Here is a 14644-nt window from a genome sequence, read left to right as displayed (position 1 = left end):
CGCCTCCTTTCGTATATTTTGCAAATACTTCTTCTATCCCAAGCTCGTCTACTGTTTTACTAACAATTCTTACAAAATGATTTTCCGGTACAAGTTCTTCCATGCTCGGTGGCAAAAGCCACTGTTCTTTCTGATTGTACGCCTTGAATGTGATTTTATCGCTTACTCCTCTGCTCATACTTAAATTTTAGCACAGAACAAATCTTTTGTCTTTAAAAATAATCAGGGCTGTCCTTTCTTTTTGGACAGCCCCTGTTTTATCCGCTTTCCATTTTCCATTTTGTCGAATCGGCGAATACCGCTGACGACGCGCCTGTGTGCGGCACACCGTCCGGAATTTCTGTTTTTACCGCGCGTATTCTACGATGCGCGTTTCGCGAATCATCGTGATTCTGATCCTGCCCGGATAGCGCAGATCCGATTCGATTTGTTTTGCGATATTCTGTGCGAGCGGTTTTACCTCTTCGTCGCCCACTTTCGCGTTGTCGACGAGGATGCGTAATTCGCGGCCGGCTTGGATCGCGTACGCTTTTTCTACGCCGGAAAAACGTTCCGCCGTCTGTTCGAGGTTTTCAAGACGCTTGACGTAATTGTCTATCGTTTCTCGCCGTGCTCCCGGTCGTGCAGCGGATATGGCGTCCGCGATCTGCACGTACACCGCTTCCGTACTCGTCGGTTCGATGTCGTTGTGGTGAGCTGCGATCGCGTTGATGACGCGGGGATCCTCGCCCATTTTCCGTGCGATTTCCGCGCCGATTTCCGCGTGATTTTGATCGCTTTCCGTTTCGGCTCCTTTGCCGATATCGTGGAGCAGCGCCGCGCGTTTTGCAAGTTCGCGGTTCCCGCCGATTTCCGCAGCGAGGGCAGCCGCGATCATCGCCACTTCTTTCGAGTGCGTGAGTACGTTTTGCCCGTAGCTTGTGCGGAAATAAAGCCGTCCGAGTGCTCGCACGCCTTCGGTGGGCATATTGTGGATGCCCAAATCGAACAGCGCCTTTTCGCCTTCTTCGTAAATCTTATTTTGCACCTCGTGCGTAACTTTTTGCACGATTTCTTCGATACGCGCGGGGTGAATGCGGCCGTCGGATATGAGCCGTTCGAGCGCAACCTTTGCGATCTCTTTGCGCACCGGATCGAAACACGAGATGACCACCGCTTCCGGCGTATCGTCGATGATGATATCGACACCGGTGAGCGTTTCGAGCGTGCGGATATTGCGTCCTTCCCGCCCGATAATACGGCCCTTCATCTCGTCGCTCGGGAGCGATACCGTCGTAACGGTGATATCGCTCGTAACTTCCGGTGCGAGGCGCTGAACGATCGTCACGAGTACGTCGCGTGCCTTTTTTTCCGCAGTGAGCTGGGCTTCCTGTTCGATTTTATTGAGCAGCGCCTGCGCATCGTGACGGGCGTCGTTTTCGAGGTTTTTGATGATGAGCTCTTTTGCCTGCTGTTGCGAAAGCCCCGACACGTGCTCGAGCCGTTTGCGGTATTCCTCTTCCTGCGTCATGACCGACGCTTCGCGCTTTTTCAGCGATTCGACGCGATCGATAAATTCCTTATCGCGCTTGTCGTATTCGGAAGCCCGCTGGTCGAGGAGCTCCTCTTTTTTATTTACGCGGGCTTCATAGCGCTGTACTTCGGCCCGTCGTTCTCTGTTTTCCCGTTCCTGCTGGTTTCGTTCCCGAATGAGTTCATCTTTTGCATTAAGCAAAATTTCTTTTTTCTGTGCTTCAGCTTCTCGAATTGCATCCTGTTTTACACGTTCAGCTTTTTGTTCTGACGCAGATAGTTGAAATCTGGCATACAGCCATCTAATAATCCATCCAAGAATAATTCCTGCAACCGGGAGAACAATGAATAAAATAATAATATTCACCTTTGTCTCCTTATGTGCGTGGTATAGAATAATTCACTGTACATAGTAACGTACAATGTTCAAAATGTCAAACCGAAATCACAAGAAAACGCATGATTTACGCATATTTATATATGAAATTGAGGAAATTCGGGTGCCGTTACGAATGAGTCCGAAATTTTATTTTATATTTGCCTTGATTTATAATACGCAATCGTGTATACTGAACATATCAATTTTACATTGGGGTATAGAGAGTATGAGTGATATCTATGTCAATTATAACGGAAAATCGGGATTCAGCAGGGCGGCCGACAAAGGAGCACTTGCCGGTACGGCGATAAGCTATGCGGATTTCAAAGGCGTCAGCGCGGATATCAAATCGGGCAGCGATGTTGCATACGGCATTACGATGAGTTCCGGCGACGTTCAGGATTTTATCGCAAACTACGAAGTGGATTCGATTTTTACCGACGCGGAAAAAGGTTGATTTTTCTTTCGAACAGTACATCCAGACCCTTTTATGCTGCAATTGATTCGCAATGGAAACTTCGTTCCGGCAAGGAGCGGAGTTTTTTTATTCGTGCGGAGGGTTTAATACCCCGACGCTTGCGTCGTAACAAAGGGTGTTAAAGCCGACTGCAACCACCTTATGAGAACATACAGTGCGAAACGTTGAGCACTGCACCCGGACGCTTGCGTCGGGGTATGTTGATTTTATTGCCGTCAGGAGAATTATCGATTATGAAAGAATTGCCGCTCAAATACGGATGTAACCCGAACCAAAAACCCGCTCGCGTTTTTATTGAAAAAGGAGAGCTGCCGTTTGACGTTTTAAACGGAACGCCGGGTTATATCAATCTGCTGGACGCGCTGAACGGCTGGCAGCTTGTCAAAGAGCTCCGCACCGTAAGCGGCATAAGCGCTGCGGCTTCGTTCAAGCACGTGTCGCCTGCGGGTGCTGCCGTCGGCTTGCCGCTTTCCGATACGCTCAAACGCATATATTTTACGGGAGATATCGAACTTTCGCCGCTTGCCGCCGCCTATGCCCGTGCGCGCGGTGCCGACCGTATGTCGTCTTTCGGCGATTTTATCGCGCTGTCCGATCCGTGCGACGAAGCGACTGCCCGCCTCATTGCAAAGGAAGTGTCTGACGGCGTCATCGCACCCGGCTACGACGGCACCGCTCTCGATATTTTAAAAGCGAAAAAAAAAGGCGCCTACGTCGTCCTTCAAATAGACGGCTCGTACGTGCCGGAAGAGATCGAGCGGAAGCAAGTGTTCGGCGTTACGTTCGAGCAGGGACGGAACAACGCCGTCATCGACTCATCGTGTCTTTCTAATATCGTGACGAAAAACAAAACGCTTTCCGATACCGATACATTGAATTTATTAATTTCGCTCATCGTACTCAAGTATACGCAGTCGAACAGCGTCGCCTTTGTCAAAGAGGGACAGGCTATCGGTGTCGGTGCGGGGCAGCAGTCGCGCGTCCACTGTACGCGCCTTGCAGCCGGCAAAGCGGATACGTGGTGGCTCCGCCGGTCGCCCCAAGCGCTCGCACTTGAATTCCGCGACGATATAAAGCGAGCCGAGCGCGACAATGCGATCGACGTATACGTCGGAAGCGAATCCGCCGACATACTCGCGGACGGCGCGTGGCAAAAAGTATTTAAGACGAAGCCGCCCGTTTTTACGGAAAAAGAAAAGCGAGAATGGATTTCGAAAAACACGGGAGTAGCCGTCGGAAGCGACGCGTTTTTTCCGTTCGGCGACAACATCGAGCGTGCGCATAAAAGCGGAGCTTCCGTCGTAGCCGAGCCCGGCGGTTCGATCCGCGACGACGACGTCATACGTACCTGCGACGCATACGGTATGGTTATGGCCTTTACCGGGATGCGCCTTTTTCATCACTGAACAAGGCGCGACTTTTTTCCCGATGTACGATTCGGCGGCGCGCACGCGATGCATCACCGTTTTGACGATTGACCGCCGCTCGGTATTTTGCGGATTGTGCAGGGTACTCGCGTTTTGCGGCGGATTTGCGCTTTCAGCGCTTTGCACCCCATTGCGCGTAGTAGCCGTCGAGCGATTTTTTGATGTCGTCGGTGATGATCGTTTTATCCCCGTGCGTGTAAAGCGCGTCGATAACGTCGTCCATGGAAACGATCGCGCGGGCGGGAAAACCGTAGGATGCACTTATTTCGTCGAGCGCGCTTTTGTCCGACGTAAGACCCTTTTCCATTCTGTTTATCGACACGACCAAACCGATGACGCTCGCTTTTTTGCTCTGCGCTTTGATGATCGGGTATGTTTCTTCGATCGATTTGCCGCTCGTCGTCACATCTTCGATTATTAAAACTCTGTCGCCGTCGGAAATTTTTCCGCCGAGCAAAATGCCCGCTTCTCCGTGGTCTTTCGCCTCTTTGCGGTTCGACGAATAGCGAACTGCTTTGCCGTACAATTCATCGTAAGCTATGGCCGTTGCGACACCGAGCGGAATGCCCTTGTACGCAGGGCCGAAAAGCACGTCGAAATCGTCGCCGAAATTGTCGTGAATCGCCTTTGCATAAAATTTGCCGAGTTGCAAAAGCTGAGAACCCGTCACGTATGCACCCGCATTGATAAAAAACGGGGAGAGCCGTCCGCTTTTGAGCGTAAAGGAGCCGAACGTGAGTGCGCCGCACGAAACCATAAAATCGATAAACTCTTTTTGATAATCGGTCATAGCGCTATGATAACGCGGTCGGCGGGTTTTGTACACTGCACGTTTGCAAGCGTGTTGCACTCGTTGACAACAGTTTTATTAATACATTACAACGCACGCCTTGAGATATATTACACCGCGCTTTCATACGCGGCACATGACGCGCCTTTTTTCACGACCGTTTCGTAGACGACACGCTGCAGGAGAACGTCTTCGAAAAGCGCGCCGCTCGAACGGATCTCCATGTCGGCGGCCGCGATACCGGCGAGGATCGCCGCGGTCTGTCCGGCCGTCCAAATCGAAGAAGCGCGGCTGTACTGGGCTTTCGCTTTTTTGCTCGAAAAGCCGTGCGTCTTTAACGTAAAATCATCGCTTTGTCCCGACGACGCGAGTGCGTGCCACAGCGCAAGGCGGCGAAAACATGAAGCGAGTCCTGCGAGTATCATCACCGGAGAAGAATCTTTTGAAAGACGGATTTTCTGCAGTACATCGAGGGAAAGTTCGAACCTTCGCGATGCGCTCTCACTTGATGCCATCGCCGCAAAAAGCGTAAAGGCGCTTTCTGCTCTGTTGTGCGAAAGTACCGCTTCGACGTCGGCGGATGTGATTTCGTGCGATTTCGGAAAGAGCAAAAAAAATCGTGCGCATTCGGAGCGGAGCGCCTGCGTGTTGTTTTCGATCATGTCGAGGATATCTTCGGCGGCTTCTTCGCCTATGCGGTATCCGTTTTTGCCGAAAAAGTTTATGAGCCACGGCACTTTCCGGTCTTCGAACATTTCCCAAAATATTTTTTTGTGTGCAGTCGGCACGAGTTTTTCGAGCTTTGTGTCGACTGCGATTTCATCCGACACGAGAACGAGTGCGCTCGTTCCTTCCCCTGCCGTCTTTACCCATGCGGATATCGCGCCGACGTCTTCCTTTTTTTTGATCGATTCCGCGGAACGCACGACGACACACGTTGCGTTTGTAAAGAGGGAGCCGCTTTGCAAAATCGTCACTATCTCCGAAACGGGCGTTTCATTCGCATAAAAAAGGTATTCATCAAGCGCACCGTGCGCTTTGCGCATCGCCTCTTTTACCGCAAAAACCGCGTCGTTCCGTTCGCCGAATTCGGGACCCGTGTAGAGATAAATCGGACAATCCATATCAATACGTTCGGACGATATTCGATAAGATGCCGACGACCCGGACATCCTGACTGTAGATTGCTTTAAATGCGGGGTTTTCCGGCTGCAATCGGATGCGGTTTTTTTCTTTATAATACCGTTTTAAAGTGATTGCTTCGTCGATGACGGCGACGACGATCTGTCCGTTTTCCGCATCCGACGTCTGCTCGACGACAGCCAAATCGCCTTCGAGAATGCCCGCGTCGATCATGCTCTGCCCGCGCACGCGAAGCGCAAAATAACGCTTTCCCGGATGCACAAAGGGTTCGGTCAAATTGACATAGCCGTCGAGATTTTCCGCGGCGAGTAGCGGCTTTCCCGCGGCGACCGTTCCGAGGAGCGGCACTTTGTCTATATAAGGGCGCGACCCTTTAGGCTCGCCGTCTACGAGCACGCGAATCGAACGCGAACGTTTTTGACACTGCGATAAAAATCCTTTGCGCTGCAAAGCTGCTATGTGATCCTGTACGGCGCGCAGCGATATGTCGAAATGATCGCTTATTTCACGAACTGTCGGCGGGTACGAATTTTCTTCGCTGAAATCCGAGATAAATTCCAAAACCTGTTTTTGTCTGTCGGTGATTTCCTTCATGCTATTCTTCCGCAAATTTCGAGTCGAAGAGCGCTTCGATCGCCTGCGCCGCTTCCGCTTCGTCGGAGCCGTCCGCTTTCAGCGTGATGCTCGTATTGTAACCGGCCGCCATCGTGATGACGCCCATAATCGATTTTGCATTCACTTCCGTATCGCCGAGGACGAGCGTAAGCTCGCAGTTGAATTTGTTCGCGGTCTGCGCGATGAGTGCGGCGGGCCGCGCGTGAATGCCTGCACGGTTTTTTACGATCAGCGTTTTTTCAATCATATCGTCATCCTTTTATAAAGCAAAATTAATAATTAATAAGAATCGTCGCTGCTGTTGTAGGCAGTCTGCGCTTCTCCCGTTTCGATCCATTTGAGCACGTTTTGATTGAAGTCGCGCGCGGAATTGTAGCCCATGCGCTTTAAGCGTTCGTTCATCGCCGCCGCTTCGATGATGATCGGCAGGTTTCGCCCCGGCCGCACCGGTATTTCGAGCACCGGAATTTTGACGCCGAGTATATCCATGTATTTTTGATCCGTACCGAGTCGATCGTACACTTTATCGGGATCCCAATCTTCGAGTTCGACGACGAGCTGCACTTCTTTTTGATCGCGGATGGCACCGACACCGTAGAGCTGCGATACGTTGATAATGCCGAGCCCTCGTATTTCCATGTGGTGGCTGATAAATCGATTTGCGCCCTGTCCGAGCAGGATGTTGCCGTTGACGCACCGCAGTTCGATAATGTCGTCCGCGACGAGGCGGTGACTCCGTTCGATGAGTTCGAGCGCCGTTTCGCTTTTGCCGACGCCGGAGTGTCCGACGAGCAGAATGCCGATACCGTACACTTCGACGAGAACGCCGTGCATCGTTTTTTTCGGCGCGAACGTGTTCGACAAGACACGGATGAGACGGCTTGAAAATTCCGTCGATTCGAGCGACGTCTGCAAAACGGGGCAAAAGGCTTCTTCCGCTATCGAAAGAAAATCCGCAGGCGGCTGTATACCGTACGAAAAGACGCAGCATGGAATATCGTATTCGAAAATCGCTTTCAGCGATGAAAGATTATGTTCCGTGTGGAGCTTTTGCAAATACGCGCTTTCACCGCGGCCGAAAAGCTGTACGCGCTGATAGGCGAAGGATTCGTAAAAGCCGGTAAGCGCAAGACCCGGCCGGTTGATGTCGGGGGCCGTCATCGCGCGGGGCAAACCGCGCCTTCCGGCGATGCACGTCAGATACAGCGCATCGTGTCCGGGCAGATCAAGTTCAAGCAAATCAAGAACGGTGAATTTCTTATCGGCCATGATTATACTATACACATATATCGATGAAAGGGCAAGGTTGAAAACGGCGGGAACACGGAAATCAATTTTTTTAATGGGTAATTGTTAATGGGTAATGTGCTTTATCAATTTGTAATTAGTAATGTGTAATGGGTAATTATTTGGAAAAGAGACACGATACGGCATGTGACGTACATTGCGCGAAGTTCCCCGCGCAACCTTGCAACGAGCACGAAGTGCGAAGTTCCCCGCGCAGAAATATGGTATTCGCGTTTATTTTTACAAAAACCCGCGTAATTTATAGCTTTGCAGGCGATATATAGGTCGAAAGTCGAGTTTCGAAAGTATTTCTAAATAAAGCTATGCTTTCGGCGAGAACTTCGTTCGCTGCGCTCACTACCGAGTTTGCTCTGCAAACTCGCCGTGTATGCCGCGGTCGAGCTTTTAGGGTAGGCTTCCGCAAGCCTAACGCTCGAAACGGCACGCAGCCGGAACCTCGCCTCCGCATCATTTTATTCACTTTCGAAATTCGCCGTTCAGTTGGTGAACGAAACAGTTGGAAAATTTCGAGTTTTAGAAAACTCGAAATTAAACCATATAGGTCAGCGGCTTCCTTGCCGCACTATCTCAATAACCGAAGGTGCAGCTATGGAATATACCTATAAACCCGTCGACGAACTCACCTTTACCGACGACTTTATGTTCGGCACGGTCATGAAGAATAAAGTTATATGTAAGGGTGTATTGGAGCGCCTTTTGCATATCAAAGTCGGCAAAATAGAATATCCCTCCCTGCAAAAAACGATAGCACCCTTTTACGAAAGTAAAGGTATACGCCTCGATGTCTATGTCTCAGATCCCGAGCGTGTCTTCGATATCGAAATACAAACGACACTTCCGCCCTCTCTTCCCAAACGTACGCGCTATTACCAAAGCCTTATGGATGTCGATAACCTCTTGAGAGGACAAAGCTACGCCGACCTGAAAGAGAGCTACGTCATCTTTATCTGTACGCAGGATCCCTTCGGCAGAGGCTTACCCGTCTACGAGTTTCGCAACGTATGTACCGCCGACGGTACGCTTTTTCTTGATGACAAAAGCGTTAAGGTGTTTTATAATGTGGGTGCCTACGGTAAAGAAGATGAGCCTGAATTGAGCGCGTTGTTGGAGTATCTTTGCGAGAGGCGGGCGACGAGCGGTTTTACACAGCACATCGATGAGCTTGTCGAAAAAGCGAAACGGAACGAAAAGTTCAGGAGCCGGTATATGTCGTTGAATATTCATGAAGATGACTTACGCAGAGAAAGTTTACAGCTGGGTGAAAAGATCGGTTTTGAGCGGGGAATACGCAAAGGCAGAAGAGACGGACTCCTACAAGGTCGACGCGACGGTATTGCCGCGGGAGCTTATCAAAAAGCACGGGAAACGGCAAAAATTTTATCGGGTATGCAACTGAGCATTGAAGTGATAACGAAAGCGACCGGTCTTTCGAAAGCGGAAATCGAAAAACTGTAATGTTATTTGCTGTAAAGCTCGACATCCGGCCTTTTAGGTAAAAATTGATTTTCGTGCGGCGGGAAATAGGCGGCTGCAAGTGCGGAGAATTGACCCGCTGCTCCATCATAAAATAAAACCGCCGAACGAAAATCCTTCGTCTGGCGGTGATTTGCGCGTGTGGTGCGCTGTCGGCTTTCAACTTCGAGTTTGCTGAAAGTCTCGTTCAAATAATTATTTCGTGTGATCTTGAATCTTGTCTTTTTCTTTTTTTATCTTCGTATCGAGGGTGTCCATAAGTTTGTTGAGACCCGCATCGAAACTGTAATCTCTGCTCGTCACATGTCCCTGCGTGCCCCAGCGGAAATTGAACGTCGCGTCGAACGAATACTCTTTGTCGTATTTTACCCGCATGGTAAAATCGACGATCAAATCTTCGGCATACGCGATGCGCTTCAACTTTGTTTCAATCATGTCGGACTGTTTTTTTTCAAAATCGAAACCGACTGCCGATACGTTTTTTGTCATGCAACGCTCCTGTCAGTATGTATTGAAGCCTGAAACACAGGCTGCGGCATTTGTACCGCCGCTTATAGTATACAACGGAATATGCGAAAAAGCAAAATAAAAATAACGGCAGCATACGTATTGCCGATGCTTTCGGACGACGCGGATCGGAAGAACCCGCCTTCCGTACTTCGGTAACCCTCATCCGCGCCCCGGCGCGGACGCTTCGCGGTACTCCACGCGGGCGTAGGTCGATCGTGCCGTATACAAAGGGAAGTCGCTAAAAACCGAATTTTGAAAACATTCGAATATATGAAAACGGTACCGGCTGCCTGCGCACCCCTTTTGATCGGCACCGCTATTTTTTCGGCGCTTTTCCGCGGGTATAAGACGAGCCGATCGCAAGCTGTGCGCGGTATTTTGCGACGGTGCGGCGTGCGACGTGTATGCCCTGGGCGGCGAGTTTTTCGACGAGCTCTCTGTCAGACAGCGGTTTTTTACCGCTTGCGCGGTTTTCGATGAGCTGGCGCAGTGCGAATTTTACTTTGTCCTGCGAATTCGTAAAAAAATATTTCAGCGGAAAAAGCTGTCCCCACGGCGTCTGCATGAATTTTTCGTTCGCCATACGCGACACCGTCGATTCGTTGACGCCGAGTATGCGCGCCGTTTCGCTCTGCGTAAGCTCTTCGAGGTAGCCTTTTCCGTGCGAAGAAAAAAAACCGATCTGCGTTTTGACGATGATTTCGCACGATTGCAAAAGGAGCGATTTGCGGTATGCAAGGTTGTTCAAAAATTGTTCTGCGGCTTTGAGATTTTTTTTAAGCTCTTTATGGCGCTGCGCGTTGAAACCCGGAACGATGCGAACGTCGGGTATCGAGCCTTTTGCGAGCGTTATGCGGAAATACTTTTCGTGCGTATTTTCCACGAACATTTCATTTTCATCGGACGTGTTCGGCACTTCTCCCTCGGCTTCGGTCACCGAAATGTCGGGCGAAATGTAGTGCGTCGGCGCTTTGCCGTAGCCCTGCGCGGGATACGGATTTAAGCGCGAGATAAACGCGATCGCTTTTTGCACATTATCCGAACTTATCTCAAGCGAATCGATCGCCCTCTCGCCGCCGAAAGATTCGCGCTTCGCCGCTTCCTGCAATTTAATAATTTTTCGTTTGATGCGCTCTATATCGGGTGTCGCGTCGTTCGAATACAGCACATCGATGTGTCCGTCGAGTATAAAAAGCGCGAGCGGCGGAGCGTCGCCTGCGATTTGCGCCTGCACGTAGAGGCTCTCTTCCATGTCGTTGCAGCACGTGCCTTCGGGATCCATGCACCGGATGATGTGCAGCATTTTATCGAGCATAGCCGTATTCTGTGCCGGGCGCGATTTGTCGAGCAGTGACGCGGGAGCGAGGATGTGCCGTCCGTTTTCGTTCAGGTTTTCGATGAGCGCTTTTCCGAGCGATTTTTCGTCGGGCGAAAGTTTCATTACGTTCAGCTGAAACAAAAGGTGTTCCTGCAGCGTTTCGCGCGTATCGGCGGCGTTTTCGTATGCATCCTGAAATTTTTGTGCCGCTTCGTTGCCCGCCGCGGACGCATAGTAAGTGCGTGTGTTTTCGTATGGAAATGAACTGTGTTGTACGGCCGTTGACGCCGCATCATCGCGTGCGATTTCGAGTGCCGGATTTTCATTCACCGCTTTTCTGATTTCGGCATTCAAATCTTCGCCGCTCATCGCGAGCAGTTTCAGCGACTGTATCTGTTTTTGCGACAGCACTTGCCGCTGTACTTGCGAAATCTGTTGCACTTGTCCGTAAGAAAAATCGGGCATAGCTTAAGTATAGCACAAAAAAATACTTGGCGGTATACTTTCCGCATGAACACATTTTCGGATTTCGCTCTTTCCGTGCCCGACATTTTGCTGCCGAAAAACATCGACACGGCGAGCTGGTCGTGCATCGCGTGCGATCAATATACGCAGGACAGAAATTATTGGAAAGAGGCGGAAAAAGCGGCGAGCGGAAAATCGAGCGCGTTGAACCTCATTTTGCCGGAAGTCTATCTCGGCGACGGCGATAAAGAATCGCGTATTGCCGGCATACAGGCGGCGATGAAACGCTATATCGATGACGGCCTGTTTGAAGAAAAACACGGCTTCGTCTACGTCGAGCGTACGACGGCGTTCGGCCGTATGCGGCGCGGTCTTATCGCCGCAATCGATTTGGACCGCTACGAGTGGAAGCCTTTTTCAAAAGCGCTCATCCGTGCAACCGAAGCGACGATCCCTTCCCGCATTCCGCCGCGCAAAGCGATCAGAAACGGCGCCCCGCTCGAAGCACCGCACATTATGCTCCTCGTAAACGATGCATCGGATTCCCTTGTCGCCGGAACGGGAGCTGCCGTTAAAACGTCCGGAGAGCCTCCGCTTTATTCGGGAAATCTCATGATGAAGGGCGGAAGCATAAAAGGCTGGCTTGTGCCGGAATCCGCGGAAGGTGACCTTCTCTCATCGCTTGAAAAAATTGCGGAGTCGAATACCGAAAGCGACGGCAGCGTGTTTATGTTTGCAGTCGGCGACGGAAATCATTCGCTTGCAACCGCAAAAGCCGTGTGGGACGAATACAAACAAAGGCTCGGCGAAGAAGAGCGAAAGACAAGCCGCGTACGCTATGCCCTCGTCGAAATCGTCAACATATACGATGCGGGGCTTACGTTCGAGCCTATTCACCGTGTGCTTTTCGGAGCGGACGCGGCGGAATTGATTTTACGCTTGACTTCTCAATTCGGCGGAGAAGTATCGGAATGCCGGTCGTCCGCAGAACTCGAAAACGCGGTAAAAAAATCGAGCGCATCATTCGGCTTTGCAAGCACGTCCGCCGGAAAAACATCGTACACGCTTTTAAAAACGAATATTTCTTCGCTCGCGGTTTCCGCTTTTCAACCGGTCGTCGACGATTATTATATAGCTGAAAAAGCGAAAGCCGGAATCGACATAACGATCGATTATATTCACGGAGATGCGGAAACGATGCATCTCGGCGCCCGAGAGGGTACGACGGGTATCCTCCTTCCGCCGATCGACAAAGCAAGCTTTTTTGCGACGATCGAAAAGAACGGACCGCTCCCGCGAAAAAGTTTTTCGATGGGCGAAGCCGATGAAAAGCGCTTTTACCTCGAATGCCGGAAACTGTTTTAGCGAATGTACGTGTGTGCCCGCGCTCAGTAAGCCCGCGCATACGTTACACGAAAATTAATAATTGTTAAAATTGGATTTACGGGAATTGCGATGGCAAAAAAATCCGGTACGATCGTGTACAAGTGTTCATCCTGCGGCTATTCGCAGCCGCGCTGGCTCGGACGCTGTCCGCAGTGCGGAGAATGGAATACGCTCGAAGAATGCATCCTCGACGCGAACGCCGTGAGCCCTGCCGGTGTCGGTCTCTCCGTTTTCGAGCGTGCAAAGCCCGTGCCGCTTTCGCGTGTGGACGCAAAGGACGGCATACGCCTTGCGACCGGCATAGCGGAATTCGACCGCGTGCTCGGCGGCGGAGCTGCGATGCGTTCAGCTGTTCTTATCGGCGGAGAGCCGGGCATCGGAAAATCGACGCTGCTTTTGCAGACGGCTTCTCTCGCGGCGAAAGCGAACGGCAATGCGATGCGCGTACTCTACGTGTCGGGCGAAGAATCCGCCGCGCAGATAAAAGAGCGGAGCGAACGGCTCGGTCTCGCTGCCGCCGGTATCGAGCTTTTGTGTACGATGCGTCTCGAAGATATGCTCGCCGCGCTCGATGCGCAAAACCCCGTGCTCGTGATCGTCGATTCGATTCAAACGACGTATTCGGTGCAGGCCGGTTTGATTCCGGGAACGGTCAATCAATTGAAATACTGCGCGAACGAATTGATAAGCTGGGTCAAAGAGCGCGACGCCGTTTTAATAATGGCCGCGCACGTAACGAAAGAAGGATTGATCGCCGGCCCTAAATCGCTCGAGCACATGGTCGATACGGTGGTTTCATTTGAACGCAGCAACGACGAATACCGCTTTTTGCGTGCGGCAAAAAACAGGTTCGGTTCGGTCGATGAAATCGGCATCTTCGAAATGACGGAAAAGGGTTTGACCGAAGTCGCCGATCCGTCGGTGCTTTTTATCACGAGGCGCGACGGCAAGCAGCCCGCGGGCGTTGCGTGTACCGCCGTGTTCGAAGGCAGCCGCGTGTTTATCGTTGAAATACAGGCGCTCGTCGTTCCGGCAAAGGCGTCTCTTTCCCGCGTCTACAGCGATAAAATCGATTCGGCGCGCGTTGCACGCGTGGCGGCAGTCCTCGAAAAACGAACGGGCATGCGCTTTTCCGATCAGGATTTATACATCAATGTGGCAGGCGGTATGCGTTTGACGGAAGGCGCGATCGATGCGGCGCTTGCGGCGGCTCTGTATTCCGCACGTACCGATGTCGCGCTCGCAGCCGAAACGGCGGTGATCGGTGAGCTGAGCCTTGCCGGAGAAATTCGTCCCGTGCCGCGTTTGACGCAGCGCGCAAAGACGGCGCAGAATATGGGCTTTTCGACGGTTATCGCGCCGGAAAAAAGCAAGGGCGTCTCTCAGGCGCGCGACGTAAAAGAACTCATAACGTTCCTGTTCGGAACATAACGAAAGTGCCGCTTGCGCGGGCAACCGTACTGCAAAGCCGCCGGTACGGAATCACTCAGCCGGAAGAGATGCGATGAGTTTTCCGAGAGACGTGAGTTCTTCTTTTGTCAGCGTCAAACCCTTGCCCATTTTTTGATGGTCGGGCGACCAGCTTCTGACATCGTATTTTGCGGGGCGGCCTCCCCATGATACGAGGTTGAGCTCCATCTTCCATCCGCCTTTTCCTTCGGAGACGACGCCGATGTTTTTCGTAATTTCAAAAGTAAAATCATCCGCCATAATTGCATCCTCCGTACATAAGGGATTTCAATGCGTGCCGATCGTTCCGCGTTCGAATCAACCGGCATTTTTAAACATAGTAGCATATTTTGCGCCTCTCGTCGCCTGCAATGACGGAATGACAAATTAA

At 51.3% G+C, this 14644-nt stretch carries 15 protein-coding genes; 5 read left to right on the top strand and 10 right to left on the bottom strand.

Annotated features, from left to right (window positions below; genetic code table 11):
• Nucleotides 1–346: 346 nt before the first annotated feature.
• Nucleotides 347–1879: a ribonuclease Y gene (rny, locus tag H9I36_RS11490; protein WP_187385492.1), complete on the bottom strand. Its 1533-nt coding sequence runs from the start codon at nucleotides 1877–1879 to the stop codon at nucleotides 347–349.
• Between the two features lie 238 nt (nucleotides 1880–2117).
• Between rny and H9I36_RS11485 the strand changes: the two genes are divergently transcribed.
• Both H9I36_RS11485 and H9I36_RS11480 read left to right on the top strand, forming a co-directional pair.
• A complete protein-coding gene (locus tag H9I36_RS11485; protein WP_187385491.1) occupies nucleotides 2118–2348 on the top strand; it encodes a hypothetical protein in 231 nt (76 codons plus the stop codon).
• Nucleotides 2349–2602: 254 nt separating this feature from the next.
• The gene (locus tag H9I36_RS11480; RefSeq protein WP_187385490.1) at nucleotides 2603–3775 is read left to right on the top strand and encodes a phosphoribosylaminoimidazolecarboxamide formyltransferase; all 1173 of its coding nucleotides are present in this window, start codon (nucleotides 2603–2605) and stop codon (nucleotides 3773–3775) included.
• Nucleotides 3776–3908: 133 nt separating this feature from the next.
• On the opposite strand, the gene pyrE is transcribed toward H9I36_RS11480, so the two are convergent.
• The 5 genes from pyrE to hprK all read right to left on the bottom strand — a co-directional run bounded on the left by pyrE (nucleotide 3909) and on the right by hprK (nucleotide 7613).
• Entirely contained in the window at nucleotides 3909–4586 is a 678-nt protein-coding gene (gene pyrE, locus H9I36_RS11475) for an orotate phosphoribosyltransferase (RefSeq protein WP_187385489.1), read from the bottom strand.
• A 110-nt stretch (nucleotides 4587–4696) separates the two neighbouring features.
• A complete protein-coding gene (gene holA / locus H9I36_RS11470; RefSeq protein WP_187385488.1) occupies nucleotides 4697–5710 on the bottom strand; it encodes a DNA polymerase III subunit delta in 1014 nt (337 codons plus the stop codon).
• Nucleotide 5711: 1 nt separating this feature from the next.
• Nucleotides 5712–6323 (bottom strand): transcriptional repressor LexA, encoded by a 612-nt coding sequence (lexA, locus tag H9I36_RS11465; RefSeq protein ID WP_187385487.1) that lies wholly within the window; start codon nucleotides 6321–6323, stop codon nucleotides 5712–5714.
• A gap of 1 nt (nucleotide 6324) precedes the next feature.
• Nucleotides 6325–6591: an HPr family phosphocarrier protein gene (locus H9I36_RS11460; protein ID WP_187385486.1), complete on the bottom strand. Its 267-nt coding sequence runs from the start codon at nucleotides 6589–6591 to the stop codon at nucleotides 6325–6327.
• 32 nt (nucleotides 6592–6623) lie between these two features.
• Complete coding sequence (gene hprK / locus H9I36_RS11455) at nucleotides 6624–7613, bottom strand: HPr(Ser) kinase/phosphatase (protein ID WP_187385485.1); 990 nt, start codon at nucleotides 7611–7613, stop codon at nucleotides 6624–6626.
• 627 nt (nucleotides 7614–8240) lie between these two features.
• On the opposite strand from hprK, the gene H9I36_RS11450 reads away from it, so the two are divergent.
• On the top strand, nucleotides 8241–9107 hold the full coding sequence (locus H9I36_RS11450; protein ID WP_187385484.1) for an Rpn family recombination-promoting nuclease/putative transposase: 867 nt from the start codon (nucleotides 8241–8243) through the stop codon (nucleotides 9105–9107).
• Nucleotides 9108–9109: 2 nt separating this feature from the next.
• On the opposite strand, the gene H9I36_RS11445 is transcribed toward H9I36_RS11450, so the two are convergent.
• The 3 genes from H9I36_RS11445 to rpoN all read right to left on the bottom strand — a co-directional run bounded on the left by H9I36_RS11445 (nucleotide 9110) and on the right by rpoN (nucleotide 11418).
• Nucleotides 9110–9316: a hypothetical protein gene (locus H9I36_RS11445; protein WP_187385483.1), complete on the bottom strand. Its 207-nt coding sequence runs from the start codon at nucleotides 9314–9316 to the stop codon at nucleotides 9110–9112.
• A gap of 4 nt (nucleotides 9317–9320) precedes the next feature.
• Complete coding sequence (locus tag H9I36_RS11440; protein ID WP_021331096.1) at nucleotides 9321–9614, bottom strand: HPF/RaiA family ribosome-associated protein; 294 nt, start codon at nucleotides 9612–9614, stop codon at nucleotides 9321–9323.
• A 337-nt stretch (nucleotides 9615–9951) separates the two neighbouring features.
• Entirely contained in the window at nucleotides 9952–11418 is a 1467-nt protein-coding gene (gene rpoN, locus H9I36_RS11435; RefSeq protein ID WP_187385482.1) for an RNA polymerase factor sigma-54, read from the bottom strand.
• Nucleotides 11419–11463: 45 nt separating this feature from the next.
• Here rpoN and H9I36_RS11430 point away from each other — a divergent pair, with 45 nt between their 5' ends.
• Together H9I36_RS11430 and radA are read left to right on the top strand one after the other, a co-directional pair.
• Nucleotides 11464–12783 (top strand): DUF1015 domain-containing protein, encoded by a 1320-nt coding sequence (locus H9I36_RS11430; RefSeq protein ID WP_187385481.1) that lies wholly within the window; start codon nucleotides 11464–11466, stop codon nucleotides 12781–12783.
• A gap of 90 nt (nucleotides 12784–12873) precedes the next feature.
• Nucleotides 12874–14235 (top strand): DNA repair protein RadA, encoded by a 1362-nt coding sequence (gene radA, locus H9I36_RS11425; RefSeq protein ID WP_187385480.1) that lies wholly within the window; start codon nucleotides 12874–12876, stop codon nucleotides 14233–14235.
• Nucleotides 14236–14286: 51 nt separating this feature from the next.
• Here radA and H9I36_RS11420 read toward each other — a convergent pair whose 3' ends face one another.
• A complete protein-coding gene (locus H9I36_RS11420) occupies nucleotides 14287–14514 on the bottom strand; it encodes a YdbC family protein (protein WP_180487205.1) in 228 nt (75 codons plus the stop codon).
• Nucleotides 14515–14644 lie beyond the last annotated feature (130 nt).

This window comes from Treponema sp. Marseille-Q4130, assembly GCF_014334325.1.
Taxonomy (GTDB): Bacteria; Spirochaetota; Spirochaetia; order Treponematales; family Treponemataceae; genus Treponema_D.
The sequence above is the reverse complement of the archived record's forward strand: the minus strand, read 5'-3'. Positions and strand labels throughout refer to the sequence as shown.

Coding starts and splice junctions, on each gene's coding strand:
- H9I36_RS11485 (WP_187385491.1), top strand. CDS start 2,118: ATGAGTGATATCTATGTCAATTATAACGGAAAATCGGGATTCAGCAGG.
- H9I36_RS11480 (WP_187385490.1), top strand. CDS start 2,603: ATGAAAGAATTGCCGCTCAAATACGGATGTAACCCGAACCAAAAACCC.
- pyrE (WP_187385489.1), bottom strand. CDS start 4,586: ATGACCGATTATCAAAAAGAGTTTATCGATTTTATGGTTTCGTGCGGC.
- holA (WP_187385488.1), bottom strand. CDS start 5,710: ATGGATTGTCCGATTTATCTCTACACGGGTCCCGAATTCGGCGAACGG.
- lexA (WP_187385487.1), bottom strand. CDS start 6,323: ATGAAGGAAATCACCGACAGACAAAAACAGGTTTTGGAATTTATCTCG.
- H9I36_RS11460 (WP_187385486.1), bottom strand. CDS start 6,591: ATGATTGAAAAAACGCTGATCGTAAAAAACCGTGCAGGCATTCACGCG.
- hprK (WP_187385485.1), bottom strand. CDS start 7,613: ATGGCCGATAAGAAATTCACCGTTCTTGATTTGCTTGAACTTGATCTG.
- H9I36_RS11450 (WP_187385484.1), top strand. CDS start 8,241: ATGGAATATACCTATAAACCCGTCGACGAACTCACCTTTACCGACGAC.
- H9I36_RS11440 (WP_021331096.1), bottom strand. CDS start 9,614: ATGACAAAAAACGTATCGGCAGTCGGTTTCGATTTTGAAAAAAAACAG.
- rpoN (WP_187385482.1), bottom strand. CDS start 11,418: ATGCCCGATTTTTCTTACGGACAAGTGCAACAGATTTCGCAAGTACAG.
- H9I36_RS11430 (WP_187385481.1), top strand. CDS start 11,464: ATGAACACATTTTCGGATTTCGCTCTTTCCGTGCCCGACATTTTGCTG.
- radA (WP_187385480.1), top strand. CDS start 12,874: ATGGCAAAAAAATCCGGTACGATCGTGTACAAGTGTTCATCCTGCGGC.
- H9I36_RS11420 (WP_180487205.1), bottom strand. CDS start 14,514: ATGGCGGATGATTTTACTTTTGAAATTACGAAAAACATCGGCGTCGTC.